Here is a 26,638-nt window from a genome sequence, read left to right as displayed (position 1 = left end):
GGCTGACTATCGCAGATGCGTTGCATTGCACAACCGGACGGCACGAAAAAAATCCCCCGTCCGAAATGGACGGGGGACATTGTGCATTGGGCCGATCACGTCGGCCAAAGATGCGCTTACTGGCCGATATTCACCACATTGGCACGGCGCGGCGCGGCGATATCCTGCCGATAGAGGCTAGCCATCGGCTCATCATCGACCGTCACGACGGTTTCCGACGAGAAGCCGTTGAAACCGGTCCGCATGGCGCAGCCATAAGCACCGAGCATCCCGATTTCGATATAGTCGCCAACATCGATATCGGCGGGGAGCATGAATGGCCCGACCATATGATCCATGTCGTCGCATGTCGGCCCGTAGAAGCTGAAGCCCTTCATATCCGCCTTGCTGTCAACGGTACGCAACAGCGTGACGGGAAAGCGCCAGCCGATATGCGCAGCATCGAACAATGCGCCATATGCGCCGTCGTTGATGTAGAGTTCGTCACCCCGGCGACGCTCCACCCGCACGATGAGCGAGCTATACTCCGCCGACAGCGCCCGACCCGGTTCGCACCACAGTTCCGACGAATAGGACACCGGCAGGCTTTCGAAGCCACGGTAGATCGCGTCGAAATACAGCTCGAGGGCCGGGGGTTCCATACCCGGATAGACCGAGGGAAAACCGCCACCCACATCGATGATGTCGACCGTGACGGCCGCATCGACGATGGCGGCGCGTACGCGCTCGATTGCCTGCGTGTAGGCATGCGGCGACATCGCCTGGCTGCCGACATGGAAGCAGATGCCCAGGGCATCGGCCGCCTGGCGCGTGGCCATCAGCAATTCCTTCGTCTCGCCCAGCTCAGCACCAAACTTCGATGCAAGGCTCAGCTCCGAATAATCGGACGACACCCGGATGCGGACACACAGCTCCAGATCGGTCGCGTTGCCAGTGGCGCGCATGATCTTTTCCAGCTCGTCGATCGTGTCGAGCGAGAAGGTGCGGACACCATGCACATGATAGGCTTCGGCAATCGCTTCCTCGGCCTTGACGGGATGCATGAAGCACAGCTTCGCATCCGGCAGGGTCGCGGCGACCAGGCGCACTTCAACGATCGACGCCACGTCATAATGCGTGATGCCGTTGTCCCAGAGCGTCCGAATCAGATCGGGCGAGGGATTGGCCTTTACGGCATAAAGCGAACGCCCCGGAAACTTCTCGACGAAGAATCGGGCGGCGCGGGCTGCTGCCTGCGGGCGAATAAGCGTTACCGGGGCTGCCGGTTTGAGGGCAATTGCTACCCCCAGCGCGCTGGGATGCTCGTACAATTCAAGGGACCTCCAGTGTAGTTCAAGGGCATTAAGCTGCCTTGCGGTGGAAGTCCCATGGGGCAGCGGACGGTCGATATATGGCCAAGGCGCCCCCCTGTAAAGCGGTTGTATAAAAAAACTTGTAACAATATTGTCACGAAAGGCGCGACTTGAAATCCTCATAGCCAAAGCTGCGGATTTCCTTGAGTTCGTCGCTCTCGCTGTTCCACAGATAGATGCTCGGCAGGGGCACGCCGTTGAACATATTCGTCTTCACCATGGAGTAATGCGCCTGATCGAGGAACGCGATCCGTGCGCCGGGTTCGACCGTGCCCGGAACGCGATAATCGCCGATGATATCGCCCGCGAGGCAGGAGGGACCACCCAGGCGCGTGGCCGGGCCATCGCTGCGTTCATGCAACATGGCGGGGCGATAGGGTGCCTCGATGACATCAGGCATGTGGCAGGTCGCGGATATATCGGTGATCGCGACGGCCATGCCGTTGTCGATGACGTCGAGCACTTCGCCAACCAATATGCCGGCGTCCAGCGCCATTGCCTCGCCCGGTTCCAGATACAGCGTCAGGCCGCTTTCCTGGCGCACCTGTTGCAGAAAGGTGATGAGCGATTCGCGCTGATAGTCGGCGCGCGTGATATGATGCCCGCCGCCGAAATTGAGCCAGGCAAGCTGCCCGTAATAGGGCGCGACATGCGGCTCGATTGCCCGCCAGGTGCGTTCAAGCGGCAGGAAATCCTGTTCGCACAATGAGTGGAAATGCAGGCCCGATACGCCGTCCAGATGCTCAGGCTTCAACTGATCGATCGGAAAGCCAAGGCGGCTGTGCGGCTGGCAGGGATCATATTTCGCGACCTCGCCTTCCGCGTGCAGCGGGTTGATCCGCAGCCCGATGTCGAACGTCTCCCCGGCGCGCCGTGCGGCTTCGATCTGCGGTTTGAAGCGGGCGATCTGATAGGGGCTGTTGAAAATCACATGATCGGAAATGCGCAGGATTTCGGGCAAGTCCTGCGCCTTGTACCCCGCGCAATAGGTTGCCACTTCGCCCTTGTACTCCTCGCGCCCCAGGCGCGCCTCGTACAGGCCGGATGCGCACACGCCGTCAAGATACTCGCCGACGACACCGCCCAGCGACCACATCGAAAACGCCTTTAGCGCGCCAAGCATCCTGATGCCCGCACGGTCGCGCACATCCTTCAGGATCGCCAGATTGCGGCGCAAGGCGGCCTCATCGACCACGAAGCTGGGCGAGGGCACGCGCTGCAAATCGAAATGCGCGAAAGCTCCGGGATCACCGGCACGGGTTTCCATTGTTCCATCCTTACCAACCGGAGCGTTCCCGCTCTCGCAGGACAACAGCTCTAAAAAGCGAGCGGCGCGTCCAGTTCCTTGACTTGCCAGGGCAGTCCGTGCTCGTTCAGCATGGCCATGAAAGGATCGGGGTCGAACTGTTCCATGTTGAACACGCCTGCGCCGCCCCATGCGCCGGTCAGCAGCATCGCCGCCCCGATCATCGCGGGAACGCCGGTGGTGTAGCTGACGGCCTGATTGCCGGTTTCCGCATAGGCTTCCTCATGATCGCAGACGTTCCAGATATAGAAGGTCTTTTGAACGCCGTCCTTCGTGCCGGTCGCGATATCGCCGATATTGGTCTTGCCCTTGGTCGTCACGCCCAGCGAGGCTGGTTCGGGGAGCACGGCCTTCAGGAACTGCAAGGGTATGATCTCCTTGCCTTCGTACAGCACCGGATCGATCCGCGTCATGCCGACATTCTGGAGCACTTCGAGATGCTTGAGATAGGCGTCTCCGAACGTCATCCAAAAACGGATGCGGCGGATTTCCGGCAGATGCGTCTTCAGGGACTCCAGTTCCTCATGATACATGAGATACATGTTTTTCACGCCGACCTGTTCGAAGTCGAAGCTCTGCTTGTGGCTGAGCGGCGGCGTTTCCACCCACGCGCCATTTTCCCAGTGCCGTGCCACGGCGGTCACTTCGCGGATGTTGATTTCCGGGTTGAAATTGGTCGCGAAATGCTGGCCGTGGTCGCCGCCGTTGCAATCGAGGATGTCGAGCGTCTCGATCGTGTCGAGATAATGTTTCTTGAGATAGGTCGCGAACACGCTGGTCACGCCGGGGTCGAAACCGGACCCCAGCAAGGCGGTGAGGCCCGCTTCCCGGAACCGGTCCTGATAGGCCCATTGCCAGTGATATTCGAACTTGGCTTCGTCGCGCGGTTCGTAATTGGCGGTGTCCATGTAATGCACGCCGGTCTTCAGGCACGCTTCCATGATCGCCAGATCCTGATAGGGCAGAGCAAGGTTCACGACGAGTTTCGGCTGAACCCGGGCAATCAGCGCGGCGGTCGCGTCGATGTCGTCAGCATCCACCTGCGCAGTGGCGATGGTCACGCCCGTGCGCGCTTTGACGGATTCGGCAGTCGCATCGCATTTCTCGATCCGGCGACTGGCCAGCGTGATGTCGGAAAATATGTTACTGTTCATCGCCATCTTGTGAACGGCCACCGATCCGACGCCGCCTGCGCCGATGACAAGAACCTTGCTCAATTCCCATGCTCCATGCTTTGACGCAGGTCTGCCCCGCGCGAATGCGCCCATATAGGGAGGAACGATGACAGCGCAAAGTCAGGCGTCGACCGCCACCGCCCGTCAGCCCGATCTGGCCGGTATCCTGCGTGCCGACGGGAAGATCCGTGCCATCCTGCCACCGACGCCGCTGCTTCCGGTGGAAATTGCCGGCGCGCGCATATGGTGCAAGGCCGAATCGCTGCAACCCATCGGCGCATTCAAGATCCGCGGTGCGTGGCATCGCCTGTCCGACATGACGGCGGAGGAACGCGCCGCGGGGGTCGTCGCCTTCTCGTCCGGCAATCATGCGCAGGGTATCGCCTGGAGCGCGCGCAGACTGGCCATGCCCGCCACCATCGTCATGCCCGCCGACGCGCCCCTGGCGAAAGTCGAATCGACGCGGGCCATGGGCGCGCGCGTTATCTTCTATGACCGGATGACCGAAAGGCGGGAGGTCATCGCCGAACGTCTCGCGCGGGACAGCGGGGCGATCCTTGTGCCGAGTTTCGACGATCCCTGGGTTGTCGAAGGGCAGGGCACGACGGCGCTGGAAGCGGCGCGCCAAATGGAGGAGCAGACGGGCAAGATGCCGACGCAGCTTGTGATCTGCTGTGGCGGTGGTGGACTCGCCAGCGGGTGTGCGCTCGCCGTGCCCGATGCGCGCATCACGATTGTCGAACCGGAAGGCTGGGACGATTTCGGGGAGTCCCTGCGGCACGGCGCGATCGTGCCGGTTGGCCCCAATCCACCGCCGACCCGCTGCGATGCGTTGCAGACGTTACGCATCGCGCCACTGACGTTCGACATTTTGCAGGCACGGGGGGCGTCCGGCGTTGCGGTCTCCGAGCCGGAAGTTGCCGACGCAATGCGCTTTGCCATGACCCGGCTGGGCCTGGTGCTGGAGCCGGGCGGCGCAGTCGCGCTGGCGGCGGTACTCGCAGGCAAGATTGCGGTGGACGATGCGACCATCGTCACGCTCTCGGGCCGCAATGTCGATCCGGCAACCTATTGCGCGATGATAGGCACTTGAAAACATTTCGCCCGCCGATACTGTCCGGCGCGTGAGCGAGGCAGATCCAGCGACCGCGGCCGACAGCGCGCGCAATCATCTGGTTGCCGCTCTGCATGATGTTGCCCGCCGCGACCGCGCCGCGCTGCGCAGGGTCTATGATCTCACCTCCGCGAAACTATTTGGAATCTGCCTGCGTATCTCCAACGACCGTGCGGCGGCGGAGGACATATTGCAGGACGTGTACATCAAGATCTGGAACAGGGCCGGGCGTTTCGATGCGTCGCGGGCCAGCCCGATCACATGGCTGTGCGCCATTGCCCGGAATGCCGCGATCGACTGGCAGCGTGCGTCCGGCCGCGTCGCTACCGCACCCGAGGACGCAGCATTGGCAATCGCTGACGAGCGTCTTCGCGCCGATGAGAGCATCGAGGAGATGCAGGAAACGGGACGGATTCATCATTGCATCGATGCGCTGGACGAGCGTGCCGGAACCGCCATCCGCGCTGCATTCTTCGACGGGCTGACCTATGCCGACCTTGCGGAACGGATGAACGTGCCCCTTGGCACGATGAAGAGCTGGATCAGGCGGGGCCTCCAACGCCTCAAGGGGTGCCTTGAGGATGGTTGACGCCGCTGCACCACCCCCACCGGACGATCGCGACGCCCTTGCAGGCGAGCTGGCGCTCGGGCTGCTGACGGGGCCGGAGCGGGCTCAGGCCTTGCGCCTGCAACTGGCCGATCCCGGCTTTGCCGATCTGGTCGCGGCGTGGGAACGGCGCCTTGCGCCGCTGCATCTGGATTTTGCCGGGCAGGTCGCGCCGCCCGAGGCGTGGACGGCGATCAGCATGCGCCTGGACGGTGAAGGGCAGGCCGATGGTCTGGTTCGCCGACTGAAACTATGGCGTGGCGGCGCCATCCTTTCGGGCGCGATCGCCGCTTCGCTTGCCTTCATTCTTCTGTTTCGCGCACCCGCGCCACCGCCGACAGCGACGCCGCAGATTGTTCAGGTGCCAGCGCCGCCTGCTCAGATGGCGGTCGCGCAGATGACCGGCCAGGGCAGCGACATGCTGGTCGCGGCACGGTATGACGCGACAACCGCGCAGCTCAATCTGCGGGCGGAAAATGTGCCTCAGGGCGATCTTGCGCCCGAATTGTGGTTGATTCCGGCGGACGGCAAGCCCCGTTCGCTCGGCCTGATATCCGCCAACGGCACCACGCGACTGGCGGTGCCGCGCGCCCTGCGCATCATGCTCGACGATGGCGTGACCATGGCCATTACGATGGAACCAGCGGCCTCGGCGCCGCATGCCGCGCCCAGCAGCGCGCCGGTCGCGGTCGGGAAAATCACGATCCTCTGAGGCACATTTTTTTACCTGTGACGCAGGTCACAGCCGAATCGCAAAATATATGATCGGTGCGATGCATCCTTCGCGCGATACCACGCGTATCTGCCGTGCAACCCGGCATATCCGGGACGCTGCAACAGGAAGGACGCCCCCCAATGAGACTCCCCCTTTCCAGACTATCCCTTTCGATCGCCGGTGCCATGCTCATGGCTGGCGCCAGTGTCGCCTATGCAGCCAACCCCATGGTTGGCGGCGCTGCGATGTATGAAAACAAGGACATCGTCGACAATGCCGTGAACTCGAAGGATCATACCACGCTGGTCGCCGCCGTGCAGGCCGCCGGGCTGGTCGATACGCTGAAAGGCCCCGGCCCGTTCACCGTATTCGCGCCGACCAACGACGCATTTGCGAAGCTTCCCGCCGGCACGGTCGAAACGCTGGTGAAGCCGGAAAACAAGGCGACGCTGACAACCATCCTGACCTATCATGTAGTCCCCGGACGCCTGACCGCTGCCGACATCGAGACGCAGGCGAAGGCCAATGGCGGCAAGGCGACGTTGACGACGGTACAGGGTGAAACCCTGTCGGTCGCGAAGGAAGCCGGTGGCTGGTATCTGACCGACGCGAAGGGCGGCAAGTCGAAGATCACCATCCCCAATGTCATGCAGTCCAATGGCGTCATTCACGTCGTCGACACGGTTCTGATGCCCTGAACCTGACGGCGGCACTGTCGCTGGATTGCTGCGAGCCCGCCGATCAGTCCCCCCGATCGGCGGGCTTTACGCGTTAGAGTGATTTCGAGTGAAATGGAATATTTCACGGCTCGGAAATCACGGCAAAACAAGGAACTAGACCGCGTTTTTGATCCGATCAAAAGCGCACAAGGTCTAGGCGATCATCGATCGCAATGTGGCGATCTGGTCTGCTTCCTCCGCAGGCTTGTCCCGCCGGATGCGGGCAATGCGCGGAAAGCGCATGGCGAGGCCCGATTTGTGGCGCTTGCTTTCATGGATCGAATCGAACGCCACTTCGAGTACCAGCGTCTTTTCCACTTCGCGCACCGGCCCGAACCGGTTGACGGTGTGGCCGCGCACGAAGCGGTCGAGCCACTTCAGTTCCTCGTCAGTGAACCCGGAATAGGCCTTGCCTACCGGCAACAGTTCCCCATCCTCATTCCAGCAGCCGAACGTATAGTCCGAATAATAGGACGAGCGTTTGCCGTGGCCGCGCTGGGCATACATCATGACGCAATCGGCGGTCAGCGGATCGCGCTTCCATTTGTACCACAGGCCGGTGCGTCGTCCTGCGACATAGGGGCTGTCGCGGCGCTTCAGCATGATCCCCTCGATCGCGGCGTCACGCGCGCCCGCGCGGATGTCTTCGAGTGCCGCAAAGTCGTCGGCTTCGATGACGGCCGACAAATCGAACCGGTTGCTGTTGAGGGACGGCATATAGGCCTCGAGACGCGCCCGCCGCATGTGCCAGGGCAGCGCCCGCAGATCCTCCTCGCCGTCGTACAGAATATCATACAGGCGCACGAAGGCGGGATAGTCGCCCAGCATCTTGGCCGACACCGTCTTGCGGCCCAGACGCTGCTGCAGGGCGTTGAAACTGGCCGCGGCACCGCCATGGACATCGGCGCCCTGCGTTTCGCCTTTGACCAGCAATTCGCCGTCGAGCACGGCATGGCCGTCAAAAGCCTCCGCAACATCGGGAAAGCTTGCCGTGATATCATCGCCGGCGCGACTGAACAGACGGGTTTGCCCGCCGGTGCCCACGATCTGCACCCGGATACCGTCCCATTTCCACTCCGCGGCATAATCCGCCAGATCGACCGTGGCATCCTCCAGCGGATGCGCCAGCATGAAAGGCCGGAAAAAGGGCACACCTGCGGGATCGGGCCGCGGGCTGCGCCCTTCCAGCCAGTCGAACAGCGGCGCATAGGGCGGGGCCAGAGCATGCCAGCTTTCCTCAATGTCATCGACCGGCACATTGAAGGCCTGGGCCAGCGCGGTCTTGGCCAGCCGAGAGGAAATCCCGACGCGCAACCCGCCGGTCGCAAGTTTGAGCACCGCGAACCGCCCGCTGGTATCCAAATGGTCGAGAATGGCCGCTAGCCGCGCGGGGGCATCGGCGCGGCTGCCTGCCGACAACTGCTGCACCACCGCGTCCAGCCTGACAGTCGCATCGTCGCCTGCCCGGCTGGCTGTGTTCTGGTAGTCGGGTTCGTCGTCGGGCTTTACCCACAAAAGGGAAACGGTTTCAGCCAGATCACCGACATAATCGCGGCTCATTTCGTACAGCACAGGATCGACGCGCTGGCGGATCATGTCGCTGATCGCCGACGCCTTGACGGTTTTCAGGTCCAGCCCGCCGGTCAGCGCGGCCAGTGCCCATCCGCGATCCGGATCAGGCGTGCGGCGCATATAGTCGGCAATCAGCGTCAGCTTGCCATTGCGCGAAGGCGTGTAGACGAGGCCGTCGAGCAACTGGGCGAAGTCACGCATCGTCCTCGTCCTCCCGGCCGACCATGGCCAGCGCCCGCGCGCGCATCTGCCGCATCGCGCACCAGTGGACGAGCGCCTCCTCCCGCCCGTGCGTCACCCAGGTTTCGCTGGGCGCGACTTCGCGGATCGTAGCGGTCAGTTCATCCCAGTCTGCGTGATCCGAAATGATGAGCGGCAGCTCGACATTACGTTGCCGCGCGCGCTGTCTGACCCGCATCCAGCCTGATGCCATGGCCGTTATCGGGTCGGGCAGGCGGCGGCTCCAGCGATCGTTGAGGGCCGACGGCGGTGCCACGATGACATGCCCGCGCATGTCCTTCGCCGCGACGCCCGCCGCCGGACGCAGTTCCCCCAGCGCCACGCCGAAATCCTCATACAACGCACACATTTTCTCGAGCGCGCCGTGGATGTAGATGGGATCGTGATGGCCCCGCGCCCGCAACGTGCAGATGATCCGTTGGGCCTTGCCCAGCGCATAGGCGCCAACCAGCACGCAGCGATCGGGATGGGCATGCAGTGCGCCGACTAGCCGGTCGATTTCCTCGTCGGTGTCGGGATGGCGGAACACGGGAAGGCCGAACGTCGCTTCGGTCACGAAAATGTCGCAGGGCACCGGCACAAACGCCGGGCAAGTGGGATCGCTGCGGCGTTTGTAGTCGCCCGTCACCACCACCCGCTCGCCCGCATGTTCGAGCACGATCTGCGCCGATCCCAGCACATGACCGGCGGGCACATAGCGGATTGCGACATCCCCCAACTTGAACGTCTCGTCATAGGCAAGTGGCGTGCCGTCCGCCGTGCCGTAGCGCAGGCCCATGATCGCTAGCGTCTCGCGCGTGGCCCACACATGCCCGTGCCCGCCACGCGCATGATCGGCATGGCCATGCGTCACCAGCGCACGATCACGTGGTTGGGCGGGATCGATCCACGCATCGGCGGGGCGCACATAGATGCCGGTGGGGTGCGGCTCTATCCAGTGAGGTGTTGGGGGCATAGGCCCTCAAGATGGGAGGGCAGCTACCGGTTCCGCAAGAGGCGCGAATTATGCCGCCATCGCGAGTTGCAATTCCATCCGGTCCCAGATTTCGACCAGGGCCGAAACCAGATCCCGCATCATCGCTTCGTCATGTGCCGGGCCGGGGGTAAAGCGCAGGCGCTCCGTACCGCGCGGCACGGTGGGATAATTGATGGGCTGCACATAGACGCCATATTCGGCGAGCAGGATGTCGCTGATCTTCTTCGCCTTCACCGGATCGCCGACCATCAGCGGCACGATGTGGGTAACGGACGGCATGACCGGCAGGCCCGCGTCGCGCATCATCCCCTTGAGCGTGGCAGCGGCGGCCTGTTGTCCGTCGCGCTCCTCGCTCGATGCCTTCAGATGCCGCACGCTCGCGAGCGCACCGGCGACGAGCACTGGCGAGAGCGACGTGGTGAAGATGAACCCGGGCGCGTAGCTGCGTATCACATCGATAATCATCTGGTCGGCGGCGATATAGCCCCCCATGACGCCAAAGGCCTTGCCCAGCGTACCTTCGATGATGGTCAGGCGCTGGGCGACGCCGTCACGATCCGAAATGCCGCCGCCGCGCGGCCCGTACATGCCCACGGCATGCACTTCATCGAGATAGGTGAGCGCGTTGAACTCGTCCGCCAGATCGCACAGTGCGTCGATCGGCGCGACATCGCCATCCATCGAATAGACGCTTTCGAACGCGATCAGCTTGGGTGCCTGCGGGTCGGATTCCTCCAGCAATTCCCGAAGATGCGCGACATCATTGTGCCGGAACACCTTCTTTTCGCAACCCGAATTGCGGATGCCCGCGATCATCGACGCATGGTTCAGTTCATCGGAGTAGATGATGCAACCCGGCAGCAGCTTCGCGAGGGTCGAGAGAGTGGCTTCGTTCGACACATAGCCGCTGGTGAACAGCAGCGCCGCCTCTTTGCCATGCAGATCGGCAAGTTCGGCCTCCAGATCGACATGATAGTGCGTATTGCCGCCGATATTACGGGTGCCGCCAGAGCCAGCACCGACATCGTGCAGCGCCTCTTCCATTGCGGCGACAACCTTGGGATGCTGGCCCATCGCGAGATAATCGTTGGAACACCACACGGTGATCGGCTTGGGACCGTTATGCCCGTGGAAGCAGCGCGCATTGGGGAATGCACCCTTGTTCCGCAAAATGTCTATGAAGACGCGATAGCGCCCTTCGCTGTGCAGACGGTCGATAGCCTGGCTGAAGATATGCTTGTAGTTCACCTGCATGCCGTCCCTAAGTCCGCATCCTCTGAAACGGGCGTTTATCGTCCCGGATCGCCGATTACCAGCGAGAACGGTTCGCAAGATAAGGAGAAATTGCGATCAGGGAAATCGGACCAATTGTCCTACCCCGCGCGTCTAGGCCGCGCCGCTACAGCGCCTCCATCCGCCTGATGCCGAACCCTGCCAATGCATTTTCCAGTTTCAGCACGGCATCGTCGAGGCGTGTGAAGATCGCCGTCCCCGGCGATGCGGCATCGGGCCAGGGTTGATCTTGCGTAAGATAGGCGATGCGCCGCGCAATGCCCTCGCCGCCATGAACAAAGCGGATAGGATGTGGCGCGGCCGCCGCCAGTTCCGGTTCCACCAGCGGAAAATGCGTGCAGGCAAGGACAACAACGTCCATCCGGTCCCCGTCCGTCTGATCCAGCAGCCCGGCCAGCGCATCACGGGCGATGGCCGGATCGGGCCGCTCGCCGCGCAGCTTCGCCTCGGCAAGCTGGACCAGTGCCGCCGATCCGTGGCGCAAGACCGTACAATCCGCGCCATGTTCGGCTGCAAGCCGGTCGACATAAGGCTGGCGCACCGTTGCGTCCGTGCCCAGCACGCCGAATACCCGGCTCTTCGATAACAGAGCGGCAGGCTTGATCGCAGGAACCGTGCCGACCACGGGCACGTCCAGCGCCGCGCGCACGACGGGCAATGCGATGGTCGACGCCGTATTGCAGGCAATGACGACAAGCCGCGGCCGGTATCGTTCGACAAGCCGACCCAGCAGCGCGGGGACGCGCGCCGCGATTTCCGCCTCGCTCTTCGTGCCATAGGGGAACCCGGCGGAATCGGCCGCATAGACGATCGGCGCTGTCGGTATCACACGCTGTGTCGGGGCCAGTATCGAAAGGCCGCCGACACCGGAGTCGAAGAACAGCAACGGGGCATCAGCGGGAACGGCCATACCGATCCTTGCCTTGTGCCCGCAGGTGAAGTCAACCGGGCGGCGCGATGCGCGGCCACGGCGAAACTTGCGCGAAAGGCCGCTTGCCCCATTTCCTGCCACGCCTATGATTGCGCCCATCACCCAAGGGGATTTTGCATGCTTTCGCCGTGGCTCATTGCCATCATCACGCTTGCTGTAGGCTATCTGGTCGGGTCGATACCGTTCGGACTGATCGTTACGCGCCTCGCAGGTGCAGGCGACATCCGGAAGATCGGATCGGGCAATATCGGTGCGACGAACGTGCTGCGCACAGGCCGCAAGGGGCTGGCGGCGGCGACGTTGCTGCTCGACATGGGCAAGGGTGCCGCAGCCGTTGCACTGGGCGGTCTGATCGATCCCGCGCACGGCCCTGTTCTGGCCGGCGTGATGGCCTTTATTGGCCATTGCTATCCAATCTGGTTGCGTTTTGCCGGTGGCAAGGGCGTCGCGACGATGATGGGCGTCGTCCTGGCGCTACACTGGCCTAGCGGGCTGGTGTTCGCGGGCGTCTGGATCGCTATGCTGCTGCTGCTGCGCTGGTCGTCGGTTGGCGGCATGAGTGCGGCGATCAGCGCGCCACTATCTGCCTATGCGCTGGGGCACCCGCAACTGGCGCAGGGATTTGCGGCAATGACTGCCATCGTGCTGTGGCGTCACCGGGCCAATATCCACCGCCTGCGCGCGGGCACCGAGCCAAAGGTCGGGGCGAAGCACTGAGCCATGGATCAGGCGCGCATCGATTGCCTGCGTCTGGCGCGGTCGGGGCAGATTGGCCCGATTACCTATCGCGCCCTTGTCGCGCGTTTCGGGTCAGCGAGCATGGCACTCGCCGCCATTCCCGATCTTGCGGCCCGAGGTGGCGGTCGACCGCCGCGGCTCGCCGATCCCGCCGATGTCGCGCGGGAGATCGCGCGCAGCCAGAAACTGGGCGCAAACTATGTCTTCATCGGCGAGCCGGATTATCCGGGTCTGCTGGCCGAAATGGAAGGTGCGCCGCCCGCGCTCATCTATCGTGGTGATCTGCGACTTGCCATGCGACGCTGCGTCGGCATGGTGGGAGCACGTAACGCTTCGGCGGCGGCCTGTCGGTTCGCGCGGATACTGGCGCAGGGTCTTGCCGCCGAGGGTGTCGTCGTTGTGTCCGGCCTCGCGCGCGGTATCGATACGGCCGCGCATCAGGGCGCGATCGACGGTGGCACGATCGGCGTGATCGCCAGCGGTATCGACATCGCCTATCCACCCGAAAACGCCGCCTTGCAGGACGATGTCGCGCAGCGTGGTCTGCTGCTGGCGGAACAACCGCCCGGCACGCAACCGCTCGCCCGGCACTTTCCGTCACGCAACCGTATCATCGCCGGCCTGTCGGTGGGAACCGTGGTCGTCGAGGCAGCACCCAAGTCCGGCTCTCTGATCACGGCGCGACTGGCGGCCGAGGCCGGGCGCGATGTGATGGCCGTGCCGGGATCGCCGCTCGATCCGAGGGCGCAGGGGTGCAACCAGCTCATCCGCGACGGCGCAACGCTGGTCCAGTCGGCTGCGGACATTCTGGAAGCGATCGGGCCGATCGATGCGCTGCGCTTCCGCGAGCCGCCCGCGCTGTTTACGCCATCGCCGTCGCAGGGGGATGCAAGCGATGCCGACCGCCGCACAATCGGCGCCCTGCTGGGGCCGGTGCCGGTGCCGGTGGATGAATTGATCCGCCAGTCCGGCCTTTCGGCACCGCTGGTGCAAATCGTCCTGCTGGAACTCGAACTGGCGGGTCGGGTCGAGCGTCATGCAGGAGGACGGATCAGCCGCATCCCTTGAGGGATATTTCGACAGATATGGGGCCGCTTGACGGCAGTCCCGTTCCGCTTTCAGACTCGCGCGTGTACGCGAGAGATCGATTCAACAGGGGTTTTCGACAGCATCATGCAGCTTGTCATCGTAGAATCGCCGGCCAAGGCGAAGACCATCGAGAAATATCTGGGCGGGGATTTTCACGTTCTGGCATCCTATGGCCATATCCGCGACTTGCCGCCCAAGGACGGGTCGGTGAACCCGGACGACGGCTTTGCCATGTCTTGGGAAAATTACGGCGACAAGGCCCGTCAACTCAAGGCGATTACCGACGAGGCGAAAAAGGCGACGCGGCTTATTCTCGCGACTGACCCCGATCGCGAAGGGGAAGCGATTAGCTGGCATGTGCAGGAAGTGCTGCGGCAGAAAAAGGCGTTGCCCGCCGTGGTTGATCGCGTGACGTTCAATGCCATCACCAAGGCAGCCGTGCTGGACGCCATGGCGCATCCCCGCGCGCTGGACGAGGACCTGATCGACGCCTATCGCGCCCGCCGCGCACTCGATTATCTCGTGGGTTTCACGCTGTCGCCGGTGCTCTGGCGCAAGTTGCCCGGTGCCAAATCCGCCGGACGCGTACAGTCCGTCGCATTGCGGCTTGTCGTCGAGCGCGAGCGGGAAATCGAGAGCTTCACGCCGCAGGAATATTGGTCCGTATCGGCGGAGATGGAGCAGGGCGGGGTAGGCTTCACCGCGCGCCTGATCCGATGGAAAGGCGAGAAGATCGAGCGGCTGACGATCGGCAGGGAGGGTGATGCCCTGGCCGCCAAGGCCGATGTCGAGGCGGGACGCTTCACCGTCCAGACGGTCGAGACCAAGCCCGTCACACGTAATCCGCCGCCGCCGTTCACGACATCGACACTGCAACAGGAGGCGGCGCGCAAGCTCGGTTTCTCGGCTAGTCATACCATGCGGGTCGCGCAGCAGCTCTACGAGGATGGCGCGATCACCTATATGCGGACCGACGGTGTGCAGATGGACGGCAGCGCCATTTCGGCCGCGCGCAAGGCGATCACCGAACGCTATGACGGCGGCTATCTGCCGGAAAAGCCGCGCCAGTATCAGACCAAGGCGAAGAATGCGCAGGAAGCGCATGAAGCGATCCGCCCGACCGAGTTTTCCCGCGACAAGGTGGGGAGCGGCGATCATGCGCGCCTCTACGACCTGATTTTCAAGCGGGCGCTGGCGAGTCAGATGGCGTCGGCGCGGATGGAGCGCACGACCATCGACATGGTCGATGGCAGCGGCAGCCATACGCTGCGCGCCACCGGGCAGGTCGTGATTTTCCCCGGCTTCCTCGCGCTCTACGAGGAAGGCCGTGACGACGCGGAGGACGAGGACGGCAAGCTGCTTCCGCGAATCGCGCACGGCGATGTGCCCGCGAAGAAGGCCGTGAATGCCGAGCAGCACTTCACGCAGCCGCCACCGCGTTATTCCGAAGCCAGCCTCGTCAAGCGGCTGGAGGAGCTGGGCATCGGACGACCGTCCACTTATGCCTCGACGCTCCAGACACTCAAGGATCGCGACTATGTGCGGATCGAGAAGAACCGCTTCTTCGCGGAGGAAAGCGGGCGGCTCGTCACGGCATTTCTGGAGCGGTTCTTCGAACGCTACGTAAGCTACGATTTCACGGCGGGCATGGAGGATGAGCTGGACGACGTGTCCGGCGGCCGTGCGCAATGGCAGGCTGTGCTGGAAGCCTTCTGGAAGGACTTCAAGCCCAAGACGCTGGAAGTGATGGAGCAGAAGCCGTCCGATATCACGGCGGAGCTGGACAAGTTCCTGGAGCCCATGCTCTTCCCGCCCAGGGCGGACGGCACCGATCCGCGCGCCTGCCCGTTGTGCGACGATGGCAAGCTCTCCCTGCGTGGAGGACGCTTCGGCGCGTTCATCGCCTGCTCCAATTATCCCGAATGCAAGTATACGCGTAAGTTCGGGCAGCCGGGCGGGGAAGGCGCTGCCGACAGCGGGCCGGAAGTTCTGGGTCAACATCCCGAGACCGGGCAGGACATCATCCGCAAGAGCGGACGCTTTGGCCCCTATATCGAAATGGGCGACGGCAAGGAGGCGAAGCGCGGCTCCATCCCCAAAGACCTGCCCGACGGCGAGTTGACGCTGGACTGGGCGGTCAAGCTGCTCAGCCTGCCGCGCACGGTGGGCGATCATCCCGAAACGGGCAAGCCGATCGTCGCCAACATTGGCCGGTTCGGCCCCTATCTGCTACATGACGGCAAATATGGCCGCCTTTCGTCAACGGCGGAGATATTCGAAGTCGGCATGAACAGTGCCGTCGTGAAGCTGGCCGAAGCGGCCAATCGCGGCCCCCGCACCGGCGGCCGTGAGCCGCTCAAGATATTGGGCCAGCATCCGCGTACCGAAGCGGAAATCAAGCTGATGGAAGGCCGCTACGGTGCCTATGTGACCGATGGCGAGACCAATGCGACCCTGCCCAAGACGGTGGACAAGGATGCACTGACGCTGGAGGAAGCGGCGCAGATCATCGACGCACGGGCAGCCGCGGCTCCGGCGAAAAAGGGTAAGAAGAAGGCTGCGCCGAAGAAGGCCGGGGCGAAGAAGGCAACGGGGAAGAAGACGACGGGGCAGAAGATGGCGGCGAAGACCAAAGCGGAGGCGGCGGAATAACACTGCGTCATCCCAGCGAAAGCTGGGATCTCACTGTCTTGATCGATCCAATCGAGGCAGAGAGATGCCAGCTTTCGCTGGCATGACGGCATTACGGGTCGTTCACTCCACCCAGTCCAGCCCGATGTCGCGATAGACGCTGCGGTCGTCCTCCCAATTTTCCTTCACCTTGACGTGGAGGTAGAGGTGGACGGGCTTGCCGATCAGCGCGGCGAGTTCGGCGCGGGCCTGCGATCCGATCTGCTTGAGGCGCTGGCCGTTCTTGCCCAGCACGATCGCGCGCTGGGTGGGGCGGGCGATGAGGATTTGCTGGTGAATCTCCAGCGATCCGTCCGGGCGCTCGGTATATTTCTCCGTCTCGACTGCCGCGGCATAGGGCAGTTCGGCGTGGAGCTGATGATAGAGCTGCTCGCGGGTAATTTCCGCCGCCAGCATCCGGTCGGTCGCATCGGACACCTGGTCTTCGGGGAAATGCCATGGTCCTTCGGGCATCATCCCCGCGATATGTGCCTTGAACTCTGGCAGGCCGTCGCCGGTCGCCGCGCTGACGAAAAAGATTTCCTCGAAGCCGATTTTCTCGTTCAGCCGCTCGGCATGGACTAGCAGCTTCTCCTTGGTCGCGATGTCGACCTTGTTGATGATGAGGATTTTGCGCTCGCGTCGTTCCTTCAGGCCCTCGACGGCGCGCTCCAGCTTCGGGCCAAGCCCTGCCTTGCCGTCAATGACAAGTGCGATAAGATCGGCATTCTGCGTGCCGCCCCAGGCTGCCTGAACCATCGCGCGATCAAGGCGTCGCTTCGGCTCGAAGATGCCGGGCGTATCGACCAGAATAATCTGTGTGTTGCCCTCGATGGCAAGGCCCATCACGCGCGTCCGCGTGGTTTGCGCCTTGGGGCTGGTAATGGCGACTTTCTGGCCCACCAGCGCGTTGACGAGCGTGGATTTGCCCGCGTTCGGTGCTCCGACGACGGCAACGACGCCGCAGCGCGTCCGATTTTCAGCGTTTGTCATGCGCGCGCCATAGAGGACCGGACGTAAAAGGGGAACCCTAGCCCAATTGCGCCAGCATTGCCTTGGCCGCTTCGGTTTCGGCTTCCTGTTTGGAAGCACCTTGCGCCGATGCTTCGCCGACGCCCTTGATCGATACCGTGACGGCGAAGCGCAAATTGTGATGCGGTCCGCTTTTACCGGTCATCACATATTCTGGCGGGCGGCGGCGGTTGGCGGCGGCCCATTCCTGAAGCGCGGACTTTGGATGCTTGGGCGCGCTGTCCTGTGTGTCGACCCGACCGGCCCAGAGCCGACGCACCAGGGCCTTGGCGGCATCCATTCCGGCATCAAGAAACAGCGCGCCGATGATCGCTTCCATAACGTCGCCCAGCACATTGTCACTATCAGCCGCGCCATCGTCACGCGCCTGCTTGCCCAGCACCAGTTGCGCGGGAACGCCGACATCGCGCGCAATATCTGCGCATGTCTCGCCCGAAACCAGCGCATTGAAGCGGCGGGACAGCTTGCCCTCGGGCTCGGAAGGGAAATGTTCGAACAGCCACTCTGCAATGGCCACGCCCAATACCCGGTCGCCCAGAAACTCCAGCCGCTCATAATTGGCAGCAGCGGCACTGCCATGCGTCAGCGCCTGAACGAACAGCGCGGCATCCTGCGGCGCATGTTGCGTAAGCGCCGTAAGCCATGCCGCCGTATCGGCGCGCATCAAAAGCGTTCGCCGATCCGGTCCCACCGCGCGGCGGTGAACCATGTCCAGGGGAGCAGCCATTGTGCGCTGCCATCGGTGGAAAAGACCGATATCATCGCTCGTCCGACCAGATTTTGCTGCGGCACCAGGCCGATACCGCCGCCGACCTCAGCCGGAAAGCGGCTGTCCGCGCTGCGGTCGCGATTGTCACCCATCAAGAACAGATGCCCCTCGGGCACCATGATGGTTTCGCGATCGTCCGCCGGCCCGTCGGGATCGAGATCGAGAACGTTGTAGCTTTTGCCGTTCGGCAACGTCTCGCGATATTGCGGATAGCGACACATGCGGCCGTTCTTTGTCATTTCCTCGAACTGGACACGATAGCAAGGCGATGGGTTGCCGTCCTTCAGCGACGCGGCGACCATGTTGGCCGATGCGGGAATAACCAGGTCGGCAACTTGCTTTTTCGGGATAGCCTGCCCGTTCAGCATCACCGTGCCGCGCTGCACGGATATGAGATCGCCGGGCAGGCCGATCACGCGCTTGATATAGTCATTGGCCTGATCGGGCGGCGCCTTGAACACCACAACGTCGCCGCGCTGGGGTTGCGAGGCGAAGATGCGTCCGGGGATCAGGGGTACACTGAACGGCAGGCTGTAGCGGGAATAGCCATAGGGCCATTTCGCGACCAGCAGATAATCGCCGATCAGCAGCCGCGGCTGCATCGATTCGGAGGGAATGTTGAACGGCGACATGATGAAACTGCGCAACACGATGACGAATATCGTCAACCTGGCGAGGAACCAGAGAAAGTCCCGCGTCTCCGATGTGCTGCTCATGCTTGACTTTCGCTTCTCATAACCGTCCGTCGCGGCTTTGCGGCCTTGGCCGACTGCCGTCAAGGGACGGTCATATGCAAAGCCTATGCAACGCCCGCATTCATTGTTTATGGATGCGACGACTCTCCGTCGTGCAGCGGGGCAGCGTTCGCAATCCGGCAGCATTCATTCGGAAGGATCTTTCATGCCCAGCCCATCCTGGACGGCTATCCACGCGCTGCCCGTACCCGAGCTCAAGACGATCTTTGATGCGGACGCCGATCGTCTTTGGAAAATGACGCTGTCGGTCGGGCCGCTGCGATTTGACTGGAGCAAGACGCATCTGACCGATGATCTGCTCAATGCTTTTCACGCACTCGCGCTTGAGACCGATTTCGCTGGCAGGCGGGAGGCGTTGTTCGCGGGGGAGAAGATCAATAATACCGAAGAGCGTGCTGCGGAACATTCCGCAGAGCGGGGCGAGGGCAATGCGCAAAGCGTCGCCGCCGCAAAGGCGCTCCATAGCAGAATGCGCGCGCTGGTTGACGCGATTGAGGCAGAGGCGCTCGGCCCAGTGCGGCATATCATCCATGTCGGCATCGGCGGATCGGCGCTTGGCCCGAACCTGATCGTCGACGCGCTCGGCCGCGATGAAAAACGCTATGATGTCGCCATCGTGTCCAATGTCGATGGCACCGCGCTGGAAGCGGCGCTCGACCGGTTCGATCCGCATGCCACGATCCTTGCCGTTGCATCGAAAACCTTCACCACCACCGAAACGATGCTGAATGCCGCGAGCACGATCAACTGGATGATCGAGGCAGGCGTGGACGACCCTTATGGCAAGGTGATCGCGCTGACTGCCGCGCCGGACAAGGCGATGGCATGGGGAGTTGATGAAACGCGCATATTGCCTTTCAGCGAGACTGTGGGCGGGCGCTATTCGCTCTGGTCTTCAATCGGTTTCCCCGCCGCGCTGGCGCTCGGCTGGGATGCGTTCGAAAGCCTGCTGGAAGGCGCGGCGATCATGGACCGCCACTTCCGACTGGCCGATCCTACAGCCAATGCGCCGCTGATCGCGGCTTTTGCCGATCTCTTTTATGCGCGGGTCATGGCATGTCAGACGCGCGCGGTGTTCGCTTATGACGAGCGGCTGCGCCTGCTGCCTTCCTATCTCCAGCAGCTTGAGATGGAGAGCAATGGCAAGAGCGTGAAGGCCGACGGATCGCCTGTTGACGGACCGACATCGCCGATCACCTGGGGCGGGGTCGGCACCGACGCGCAACATGCGGTGTTCCAGTTACTGCATCAGGGCACCCATATCGTGCCGGTCGAGTTCATTGCGTCGATCGAGCCGGGCCATGCGCTCGATCCGGCGCATCATCGTACCTTGCTGGTCAACTGCTTTGCGCAGGGTGCCGCGCTGATGCAAGGCAAGGCCAATCCCGACGATCCCGCTCGCGCCTATCCCGGCAATCGCCCGTCCACGACAATACTGCTTGATGATGTGACGCCGCAGGCGCTGGGCGCGCTGATCGCCTTCTACGAACATCGCACCTTCGCCAATGCGGCGCTGATGGAGATCAATCCCTTCGACCAGTTCGGCGTCGAACTGGGCAAGCAGATCGCCAAGTCGATCGAGCAGGATGGGCCAACCGGCTTCGATCCTTCGACGATGGCGCTGATCGACCTGGCGGGTTTGTAAGCGGCGCAGGGGGACGCCATATCTCCTAAAACAAGCAAGGCGATCATGATGAGCGATTATGACTACGACCTGTTCGTCATCGGTGCGGGGTCGGGCGGTGTGCGGGCGGCCCGGATTTCGGCGGCACATGGCGCAAAGGTGGCGATCGCCGAGGAATATCGTGTTGGCGGCACCTGTGTTATCCGCGGCTGCGTCCCCAAGAAGCTCCTCGTCTACGGCGCGCATTTCGCGGGGGATTTGAAGGATGCACGCCGCTTTGGCTGGAATGTACCCGAATGCGCGTTCGACTGGCAGACCTTGCGGGACAATGTGCTGGCCGATGTGGATCGACTGAACGGCATTTATCAGCACACGCTCGATACCAACCATGTGGACAGCTTTCATGAGCGCGCAACGATCGCCGGACCGCATGAGGTGCAGCTTGCCAGCGGACGGACCGTCACCGCGAAGCATATTCTGGTCGCGACGGGCGCATGGCCGCTGGTGCCCGATATCGAGGGTGCCGAACATGCCATTACGTCCAACGAAGTGTTCCATATCGACGCGGTGCCGAAGCGGATCGTGATCGCGGGCGGCGGCTATATCGCCAACGAGTTCGCGGGGATCTTTCACGCGTTCGGTGCGCATGTCACACTGGTGAACCGGTCCGACACGATCCTGCGCAGTTACGATGCGCAGATCCGCGATCGCCTGCTTCAAATCAGCATGGTCAAGGGTATCAACTTCCGCTTCAATGCCGCATTCGATCGGATAGAGAAGACGGATGAGGGCCCCTTGGTCGCCCACATTCAGGGCGGCGAGCCCATCCCTTGCGACATGGTACTGTTTGCGATCGGGCGGCAACCCAATACCACGGGTCTGGGTCTTGAGAACGCCGACGTCGAACTCGACGGTTTAGGGGCGATCAAGGTGGACGCGTTCAGCCAGTCAAGTTGCGCGAGCATCTATGCGGTCGGCGATGTCACCAATCGCGTGCAATTGACCCCGGTGGCGATCCGCGAGGGCCATGCCTTTGCCGATACGGTGTTCGGCAACAACCCGCGCACAGTGGATTATGACTGCATTCCGTCCGCGGTATTCTGTGACCCGCCGATCGGCGCGGTGGGCATGACCGAGGCGGAGGCCCGCAACAGCCTGGGCACCGTAAAGGTGTTCACGTCAGATTTTCGCCCGATGAAGAATGTGCTGGCGGGGCGCAACGAGCGATCACTTTACAAGATGATTGTCGATGCAGCGACCGATCGCGTCGTCGGCCTGCATATGATCGGGCCGGATGCGCCGGAGATATTGCAGGCGGCTGCCGTGGCGGTGAAGGCCGGGCTGACCAAGCAGGATTTCGACGACACCGTGGCGCTGCATCCCAGCATGGCCGAGGAACTGGTTCTGCTGAAGTAATCCAATGGGAAAGCCGACGGCTATTCGATCGCGTAGGGCACGACCTGCCGGTTGTCGGGATCGACGCGAATGGGCCGGTCGGCAGGCGGAAAGGCGCGCTGGTCGCAGCTTTGGCGGGGGCACAGGCGGCAGGTGACGCCGATCGGCGTGGCGGCCGCCTCGTCATGCAGTTGCAGGCCGTCGGCATAGACGAAATTGCCCGCATGTTCGATCTCGCAGCCCAGCACCACGGCATAGCGGCGCGGCGCGCGGGCATAGCTGCCCGAGGGTTTCACCAGCCCCTTGGCCATGGAGACATAGCGCACACCGTCCGGTGTTTCCCCCAGTTGCACAAGGATGCGATCCGGGATGGCGACCGCCTCATGCACGATCCATAACGGACAGGCACCCCCGAAGCGGGCGAATTGCAGCCGGGTCGCGCTGTGCCGCTTCGTGATGTTCCCGGCCATGTCGACGCGGCAGAAGAAAAAGGGAATGCCGCGCATCCCCGGCCGCTGGAGCGTGGACAGCCGATGGCATGCCTGCTCAAAACTGACGCCAAAGCGACGGGCCAACTGGTCGATGTCGTGCCTGACTTCACGGGCCGTGTCCCGAAACCGTGCATAAGGCATCAGCAGCGCGCCTGCGGCATAATTGGCAAGGCCGATGGCGAGGAGCCGGTCCGATCCCGGCGCGGACAAACCTGCCTTTGCTGTGACATCGGCAATCAACGCGGCACCTTCGGCCATGGCAAGCTGAAAGGCGAGCATGAACTTGCGGCTTTCTGGCGGCAATGCGGCATTCACGAATAGCCGTCTGTTGTCCGCATCATAAACGCGCAGGGCAGTGTCGCGGGCCTCCTGCACATGTGTTTCGATCCCATGACGCGCATGCAATGCCGCGATCAGCATCGCCTCGGACATGCGGCCGTCGCTCCCCAGCCCGTCAGCCAGGTCCTCCGCCAGGCAATCGAGCGGATGAATATAATTGCCTGCGTCGTGAAACCAGTCCCGCACCGCCTCCCAAGGCATGCGGGCCTGCGCCGCCATATCGTTGGCGATGGCTTCCTCCAGCATGTTGAGCCGTTCGTTCGCGCGGGCATAGGCCCGGTGCAGATCGACGAACCGCCCGGCGAACTCGGGAAACTGAAGGTGCAACTTCTCGATCCGCTCGGCCTCCAGCGGCCCGCTGGCGACATCGGGATGAGCAAGTGCGAAGGTGAAGGCACCCAGCATCTGCTGTTCCTCGCGCGCGTCGAACGCCGCCCAGTCGAGTGGAAAGGCATTCGCAAGCGCCGCCTTGACCTTGGCCGTCAGCGGACGATCGTCATTTTCGAGCTGGCTGAGATAGGATACCGAGATACCGAGCACCCCGGCCATCGCGGCCTGGTCCATCCGCTGGTCGAGGCGAAGCTGTCGCAGCTTCTGCCCCGCGAAAATCCGTGCGCCGCGTGCCATCGCTTCGCAATAGTTTGCAAAATCTCTTTTTGCAATTCCGCTAATTCACATTTGCCCTTTGCCATAAAGCCTGAAATGGACAGCACGGGATTATCGGACCGGAGACGCGCATGTCGAAACTCGCCGTTATCGAAAAGCTGGAAGCGATGCGGGAGGCGGCACGCCTTGGGGGCGGGCAGAAGCGCATTGACGCTCAGCATGCCAAGGGCCGCCTGACAGCGCGCGAACGGCTTGATGTGCTGCTGGACGAAGGCAGCTTCGAGGAACTCGACATGTATGTCGAGCATAACTGCACCGATTTCGGCATGGACGAGACGAAGATACCGGGCGACGGCGTCGTCACCGGGTCGGGCACGATCAACGGGCGGCTGGTGTTCGTGTTCAGCCAGGGTTTCACGGTGTTCGGCGGCTCCCTGTCCGAACGGCATGCGCAGAAAATCTGCAAGATCATGGATATGGCGATGAAGGTCGGCGCGCCCGTCATCGGCCTTAACGACAGCGGCGGCGCCCGCATTCAGGAGGGCGTCGCATCGCTGGGCGGCTATGCCGAAGTGTTTCAGCGCAACGTGCTGGCCAGCGGCGTCATCCCGCAGATCAGCGTCATCATGGGGCCATGCGCGGGCGGCGCAGTCTATTCCCCCGCGATGACCGACTTCATCTTCATGGTGAAGGATAGCAGTTACATGTTCGTCACCGGCCCCGATGTAGTGAAGACCGTTACCAACGAGATCGTCACGCAGGAGGAACTCGGGGGAGCGGTGACGCATACCACGAAGTCGGGGGTCGCCGATGTTGCCTTCGACAATGATATCGAGGCGCTGTTGAGCGTCCGCGACTTCGTGGACTTTCTTCCGGCTTCCAATCGGGAGCCCACCCCCGAACGGCCCACCGCCGATGATTGGGACAGGATCGAGGACAGCCTCGACACGCTGGTCCCCGCAAACGCCAATCAGCCGTACGACATGCATGAGCTGATCCGGAAAATCGCCGATGAAGGCGACTTCTTCGAGGTGCAGCCTGCGCATGCCGGCAACATCATCGTGGGGTTCGGCCGCATCGAGGGCCGGACAGTGGGCTTCGTCGCCAATCAGCCGATGGTGTTGGCCGGCTGTCTCGACATCAATTCGTCGAAGAAAGCCGCACGGTTCGTGCGCTTCTGCGATGCGTTCGACATCCCGATCGTCACCTTCGTCGACGTGCCCGGATTCCTGCCCGGCACGGCGCAGGAGCATAACGGCATCATCAAACATGGCGCGAAACTGCTGTTCGCTTATGCCGAGGCGACCGTGCCGAAGATCACTGTCATCACGCGCAAGGCCTATGGTGGCGCCTATGACGTGATGGCGTCAAAGCATCTGCGCGGCGATCTGAACTATGCTTGGCCGACTGCCGAAATCGCGGTGATGGGCGCGAAGGGCGCGGTGGAGATCATCTTCCGCGGCAAGACTGCGGAGGAGATTGCGGAACGCACGGCGGAATATGAGGCGCGCTTCGCCAATCCGTTCGTGGCGGCGTCAAAAGGCTTCATCGACGAAGTGATCCAGCCGCATTCGACGCGGCGGCGGATCGCGCTGGGGCTGCGGAAGCTGAAGAACAAGGCGCTCGAAAATCCGTGGAAGAAACATGACAATATTCCGCTCTAGTGATCGTCATGCCAGCGACGGCTGGCACCTCATGCCGCATGTGGCCCCAGCTTTCGCTGGGGTGACGATTGAGGAACGCCCATGAAGCTTGGTCGCCTCAACCATATCGGCATCGCCACGCCCTCCATCGCAGCGAGCATCGCATACTACCGCGACGTGATGGGCGCGACGCATATTCATGAGCCTTTCGACCTGCCCGCGCAGGGCGTGAAAGTGTGTTTCGTTGATACGCCCGGCGAGAATGGGACGGCAGGTACGCAGATCGAGTTGATCGAACCGCTGGGCGAGGCGTCGCCGATCCATGGCTTTCTCGCCAAGAACCCGGCGGGCGGGCAGCATCATATGTGCTATGAAGTGCCGGACATTCACGCGGCGAAAGCGTGGTTCGAGGCCAAGGGCACCAAGGTGCTAGGCGAGCCGCGCATCGGGGCGCATGGAACACTGATCTTCTTCGTGCATCCCAAGGATATGAACGGGGTGCTGACGGAGATCATGGAAACGCCGAAGGGGGCAGGGCATTGAGGGTGTCGACCCGGGATTTTCATTCTCCGTTCGCCCTGAGCCTGTCGAAGGGTAAACCTGAGCCGCGCGAAGGCCCTTCACGGCGTTCAGGGGAAGGCTTCGACAAGCTCAGCCCGAACGGTTGTGATACGTATCGCGCAGCGCCGACAAGGACAGCATCATGACCTACCAAACCATCCTTACATCCGTCTCCGATGGCGTCGGCATCCTGTCGCTCAACCGGCCGGAGCGGCTCAACGCGCTGACGCCGCAGATGTTCTACGAGATCGCCGATGCGATAGAAGCCTTTCCGGGGCAGGGCGCGCGCGCGATTCTGATCAAGGCGGAAGGCAAAGGTTTCTGCAGCGGCACCGACTTGCAGGCCGAAGGCGGATTGCCCGACGATGTCGGCGAGATATTGGAGAAGGACTATAATCCCTGCATGGAGCGCTATGTCGCTTCCACTCTGCCCATGGTGGCGCAGGTGCATGGGGCCTGCGCGGGGATCGGTGCCTCGCTGGCGCTCGCCTGCGATTTCGTGGTTGCGGCACAATCGGCCTATTTCCTTCAGGCATTCGTCAATATCGGCCTGGTGCCCGACGGCGGCGCGACATGGACCTTGCCGCGCCTGATCGGCAAGGCGCGCGCCACCGAGCTGATGATGCTGGGCGAGCGCCTGCCTGCGGCGAAGGCGGCTGACTGGGGCCTGATCTACAAGGCTGTCGAGGATGCGGCTTTGGCGGACGAAGCGATGGCGCTGGCGACGCGGCTGGCCGCCATGCCAACGGTGGCGCTGGGCCTGATCCGCAAGGGTATCGCCGAAACGCAGACATCGAGTTTCTCGCAGGGGCTGGCGCTGGAACGCGCGCACCAGCGGGAGGCGGGACGCAGCGCGGATTTCAAGGAAGGCGTGCAGGCCTTCCTCGCAAAGCGTCCCGCCAAGTTCGAGGGCAAATGAACAGCGT

Annotated in this window: 23 protein-coding genes; 12 read left to right on the top strand and 11 right to left on the bottom strand. The window is 62.7% G+C overall.

All coding sequences use genetic code 11. The features are described 5' to 3' along the window. Nucleotides 1-116: 116 nt before the first annotated feature. The 3 genes from ENE74_RS10100 to ENE74_RS10090 all read right to left on the bottom strand — a co-directional run bounded on the left by ENE74_RS10100 (nucleotide 117) and on the right by ENE74_RS10090 (nucleotide 3,875). Nucleotides 117-1,310: a type III PLP-dependent enzyme gene (locus tag ENE74_RS10100; RefSeq protein ID WP_127690820.1), complete on the bottom strand. Its 1,194-nt coding sequence runs from the start codon at nucleotides 1,308-1,310 to the stop codon at nucleotides 117-119. Nucleotides 1,311-1,446: 136 nt separating this feature from the next. Then, on the bottom strand, nucleotides 1,447-2,619 hold the full coding sequence (locus ENE74_RS10095) for a carboxynorspermidine decarboxylase (RefSeq protein WP_127690819.1): 1,173 nt from the start codon (nucleotides 2,617-2,619) through the stop codon (nucleotides 1,447-1,449). A 50-nt stretch (nucleotides 2,620-2,669) separates the two neighbouring features. Then, entirely contained in the window at nucleotides 2,670-3,875 is a 1,206-nt protein-coding gene (locus tag ENE74_RS10090) for a saccharopine dehydrogenase family protein (RefSeq protein ID WP_127690818.1), read from the bottom strand. Between the two features lie 64 nt (nucleotides 3,876-3,939). Here ENE74_RS10090 and ENE74_RS10085 point away from each other — a divergent pair, with 64 nt between their 5' ends. The 4 genes from ENE74_RS10085 to ENE74_RS10070 all read left to right on the top strand — a co-directional run bounded on the left by ENE74_RS10085 (nucleotide 3,940) and on the right by ENE74_RS10070 (nucleotide 6,967). Beyond that, complete coding sequence (locus ENE74_RS10085) at nucleotides 3,940-4,926, top strand: threonine ammonia-lyase (protein ID WP_127690817.1); 987 nt, start codon at nucleotides 3,940-3,942, stop codon at nucleotides 4,924-4,926. Between the two features lie 31 nt (nucleotides 4,927-4,957). Then, entirely contained in the window at nucleotides 4,958-5,536 is a 579-nt protein-coding gene (locus tag ENE74_RS10080; RefSeq protein ID WP_127690816.1) for a sigma-70 family RNA polymerase sigma factor, read from the top strand. Then, entirely contained in the window at nucleotides 5,529-6,266 is a 738-nt protein-coding gene (locus ENE74_RS10075) for an anti-sigma factor (RefSeq protein ID WP_127690815.1), read from the top strand. Before ENE74_RS10080 ends, ENE74_RS10075 begins: the two co-directional genes overlap by 8 nt. Before the next feature lie 188 nt (nucleotides 6,267-6,454). Further along, nucleotides 6,455-6,967: a fasciclin domain-containing protein gene (locus ENE74_RS10070; protein WP_241241965.1), complete on the top strand. Its 513-nt coding sequence runs from the start codon at nucleotides 6,455-6,457 to the stop codon at nucleotides 6,965-6,967. Between the two features lie 174 nt (nucleotides 6,968-7,141). Here the strand turns inward: ENE74_RS10070 and ENE74_RS10065 are convergent, their stop codons facing one another. From ENE74_RS10065 to murI, 4 genes are all read right to left on the bottom strand, one after another. Beyond that, nucleotides 7,142-8,761 carry a cisplatin damage response ATP-dependent DNA ligase gene (locus tag ENE74_RS10065; protein ID WP_127690813.1) on the bottom strand — a complete coding sequence of 540 codons (1,620 nt, stop codon included), beginning with the start codon at nucleotides 8,759-8,761 and terminating at the stop codon, nucleotides 7,142-7,144. Beyond that, entirely contained in the window at nucleotides 8,754-9,755 is a 1,002-nt protein-coding gene (locus ENE74_RS10060; RefSeq protein ID WP_127690812.1) for a ligase-associated DNA damage response exonuclease, read from the bottom strand. The genes ENE74_RS10065 and ENE74_RS10060 overlap by 8 nt, the downstream gene beginning before the upstream one ends. A gap of 48 nt (nucleotides 9,756-9,803) precedes the next feature. Next, nucleotides 9,804-11,024, bottom strand: coding sequence for a 5-aminolevulinate synthase (hemA, locus tag ENE74_RS10055; protein WP_127690811.1), 1,221 nt, complete (start codon nucleotides 11,022-11,024; stop codon nucleotides 9,804-9,806). A 151-nt stretch (nucleotides 11,025-11,175) separates the two neighbouring features. Then, the gene (murI, locus tag ENE74_RS10050; protein WP_127690810.1) at nucleotides 11,176-11,979 is read right to left on the bottom strand and encodes a glutamate racemase; all 804 of its coding nucleotides are present in this window, start codon (nucleotides 11,977-11,979) and stop codon (nucleotides 11,176-11,178) included. Between the two features lie 138 nt (nucleotides 11,980-12,117). On the opposite strand from murI, the gene plsY reads away from it, so the two are divergent. From plsY to topA, 3 genes are all read left to right on the top strand, one after another. After that, entirely contained in the window at nucleotides 12,118-12,717 is a 600-nt protein-coding gene (gene plsY / locus ENE74_RS10045; protein WP_127690809.1) for a glycerol-3-phosphate 1-O-acyltransferase PlsY, read from the top strand. Between the two features lie 3 nt (nucleotides 12,718-12,720). Continuing rightward, nucleotides 12,721-13,806 carry a DNA-processing protein DprA gene (gene dprA, locus ENE74_RS10040; protein ID WP_127690808.1) on the top strand — a complete coding sequence of 362 codons (1,086 nt, stop codon included), beginning with the start codon at nucleotides 12,721-12,723 and terminating at the stop codon, nucleotides 13,804-13,806. Between the two features lie 105 nt (nucleotides 13,807-13,911). Beyond that, nucleotides 13,912-16,479, top strand: a complete 2,568-nt coding sequence (topA, locus tag ENE74_RS10035) for a type I DNA topoisomerase (RefSeq protein ID WP_127690807.1) — start codon at nucleotides 13,912-13,914, stop codon at nucleotides 16,477-16,479. A gap of 102 nt (nucleotides 16,480-16,581) precedes the next feature. Here topA and era read toward each other — a convergent pair whose 3' ends face one another. The 3 genes from era to lepB are packed head-to-tail and all read right to left on the bottom strand — an operon-like array spanning nucleotide 16,582 to nucleotide 19,014. Next, nucleotides 16,582-17,490 carry a GTPase Era gene (era, locus tag ENE74_RS10030; protein ID WP_127690806.1) on the bottom strand — a complete coding sequence of 303 codons (909 nt, stop codon included), beginning with the start codon at nucleotides 17,488-17,490 and terminating at the stop codon, nucleotides 16,582-16,584. A gap of 37 nt (nucleotides 17,491-17,527) precedes the next feature. Beyond that, entirely contained in the window at nucleotides 17,528-18,193 is a 666-nt protein-coding gene (gene rnc / locus ENE74_RS10025; RefSeq protein WP_241241935.1) for a ribonuclease III, read from the bottom strand. Beyond that, nucleotides 18,193-19,014, bottom strand: coding sequence for a signal peptidase I (gene lepB / locus ENE74_RS10020; RefSeq protein WP_127690805.1), 822 nt, complete (start codon nucleotides 19,012-19,014; stop codon nucleotides 18,193-18,195). The genes rnc and lepB overlap by 1 nt, the downstream gene beginning before the upstream one ends. A 184-nt stretch (nucleotides 19,015-19,198) precedes the next feature. Here lepB and pgi point away from each other — a divergent pair, with 184 nt between their 5' ends. Both pgi and gor read left to right on the top strand, forming a co-directional pair. Continuing rightward, nucleotides 19,199-20,698 carry a glucose-6-phosphate isomerase gene (pgi, locus tag ENE74_RS10015; protein ID WP_127690804.1) on the top strand — a complete coding sequence of 500 codons (1,500 nt, stop codon included), beginning with the start codon at nucleotides 19,199-19,201 and terminating at the stop codon, nucleotides 20,696-20,698. A 48-nt stretch (nucleotides 20,699-20,746) separates the two neighbouring features. Further along, entirely contained in the window at nucleotides 20,747-22,093 is a 1,347-nt protein-coding gene (gene gor, locus ENE74_RS10010) for a glutathione-disulfide reductase (protein ID WP_127690803.1), read from the top strand. A gap of 20 nt (nucleotides 22,094-22,113) precedes the next feature. On the opposite strand, the gene ENE74_RS10005 is transcribed toward gor, so the two are convergent. Then, nucleotides 22,114-23,529 carry a helix-turn-helix domain-containing protein gene (locus ENE74_RS10005; protein WP_127690802.1) on the bottom strand — a complete coding sequence of 472 codons (1,416 nt, stop codon included), beginning with the start codon at nucleotides 23,527-23,529 and terminating at the stop codon, nucleotides 22,114-22,116. A 110-nt stretch (nucleotides 23,530-23,639) separates the two neighbouring features. Here ENE74_RS10005 and ENE74_RS10000 point away from each other — a divergent pair, with 110 nt between their 5' ends. The 3 genes from ENE74_RS10000 to ENE74_RS09990 all read left to right on the top strand — a co-directional run bounded on the left by ENE74_RS10000 (nucleotide 23,640) and on the right by ENE74_RS09990 (nucleotide 26,631). Then, complete coding sequence (locus ENE74_RS10000) at nucleotides 23,640-25,172, top strand: acyl-CoA carboxylase subunit beta (protein ID WP_127690801.1); 1,533 nt, start codon at nucleotides 23,640-23,642, stop codon at nucleotides 25,170-25,172. Between the two features lie 81 nt (nucleotides 25,173-25,253). Beyond that, complete coding sequence (mce, locus tag ENE74_RS09995; RefSeq protein ID WP_127690800.1) at nucleotides 25,254-25,694, top strand: methylmalonyl-CoA epimerase; 441 nt, start codon at nucleotides 25,254-25,256, stop codon at nucleotides 25,692-25,694. Nucleotides 25,695-25,854: 160 nt separating this feature from the next. Further along, nucleotides 25,855-26,631, top strand: a complete 777-nt coding sequence (locus tag ENE74_RS09990; protein ID WP_127690799.1) for an enoyl-CoA hydratase-related protein — start codon at nucleotides 25,855-25,857, stop codon at nucleotides 26,629-26,631. Nucleotides 26,632-26,638 lie beyond the last annotated feature (7 nt).

Origin of the sequence: Sphingobium algorifonticola, from assembly GCF_004005485.1 — a bacterium.
Lineage (GTDB): Bacteria > Pseudomonadota > Alphaproteobacteria > Sphingomonadales > Sphingomonadaceae > Sphingobium > Sphingobium algorifonticola.
This window is presented reverse-complemented; position numbering and strand designations above follow the sequence as displayed.

Excerpts from the sequence above, each read along its gene's own strand:
- gor (WP_127690803.1), top strand. The coding sequence starts at position 20,747 with ATGAGCGATTATGACTACGACCTGTTCGTCATCGGTGCGGGGTCGGGC.
- plsY (WP_127690809.1), top strand. The coding sequence starts at position 12,118 with ATGCTTTCGCCGTGGCTCATTGCCATCATCACGCTTGCTGTAGGCTAT.
- rnc (WP_241241935.1), bottom strand. The coding sequence starts at position 18,193 with ATGCGCGCCGATACGGCGGCATGGCTTACGGCGCTTACGCAACATGCG.
- ENE74_RS10065 (WP_127690813.1), bottom strand. The coding sequence starts at position 8,761 with ATGCGTGACTTCGCCCAGTTGCTCGACGGCCTCGTCTACACGCCTTCG.
- ENE74_RS10000 (WP_127690801.1), top strand. The coding sequence starts at position 23,640 with ATGTCGAAACTCGCCGTTATCGAAAAGCTGGAAGCGATGCGGGAGGCG.
- ENE74_RS10070 (WP_241241965.1), top strand. The coding sequence starts at position 6,455 with ATGCTCATGGCTGGCGCCAGTGTCGCCTATGCAGCCAACCCCATGGTT.
- ENE74_RS10085 (WP_127690817.1), top strand. The coding sequence starts at position 3,940 with ATGACAGCGCAAAGTCAGGCGTCGACCGCCACCGCCCGTCAGCCCGAT.
- ENE74_RS10075 (WP_127690815.1), top strand. The coding sequence starts at position 5,529 with ATGGTTGACGCCGCTGCACCACCCCCACCGGACGATCGCGACGCCCTT.
- ENE74_RS10095 (WP_127690819.1), bottom strand. The coding sequence starts at position 2,619 with ATGGAAACCCGTGCCGGTGATCCCGGAGCTTTCGCGCATTTCGATTTG.
- topA (WP_127690807.1), top strand. The coding sequence starts at position 13,912 with ATGCAGCTTGTCATCGTAGAATCGCCGGCCAAGGCGAAGACCATCGAG.
- mce (WP_127690800.1), top strand. The coding sequence starts at position 25,254 with ATGAAGCTTGGTCGCCTCAACCATATCGGCATCGCCACGCCCTCCATC.
- ENE74_RS10005 (WP_127690802.1), bottom strand. The coding sequence starts at position 23,529 with ATGGCACGCGGCGCACGGATTTTCGCGGGGCAGAAGCTGCGACAGCTT.
- era (WP_127690806.1), bottom strand. The coding sequence starts at position 17,490 with ATGACAAACGCTGAAAATCGGACGCGCTGCGGCGTCGTTGCCGTCGTC.
- lepB (WP_127690805.1), bottom strand. The coding sequence starts at position 19,014 with ATGAGCAGCACATCGGAGACGCGGGACTTTCTCTGGTTCCTCGCCAGG.
- dprA (WP_127690808.1), top strand. The coding sequence starts at position 12,721 with ATGGATCAGGCGCGCATCGATTGCCTGCGTCTGGCGCGGTCGGGGCAG.
- ENE74_RS09990 (WP_127690799.1), top strand. The coding sequence starts at position 25,855 with ATGACCTACCAAACCATCCTTACATCCGTCTCCGATGGCGTCGGCATC.
- murI (WP_127690810.1), bottom strand. The coding sequence starts at position 11,979 with ATGGCCGTTCCCGCTGATGCCCCGTTGCTGTTCTTCGACTCCGGTGTC.
- pgi (WP_127690804.1), top strand. The coding sequence starts at position 19,199 with ATGCCCAGCCCATCCTGGACGGCTATCCACGCGCTGCCCGTACCCGAG.
- ENE74_RS10060 (WP_127690812.1), bottom strand. The coding sequence starts at position 9,755 with ATGCCCCCAACACCTCACTGGATAGAGCCGCACCCCACCGGCATCTAT.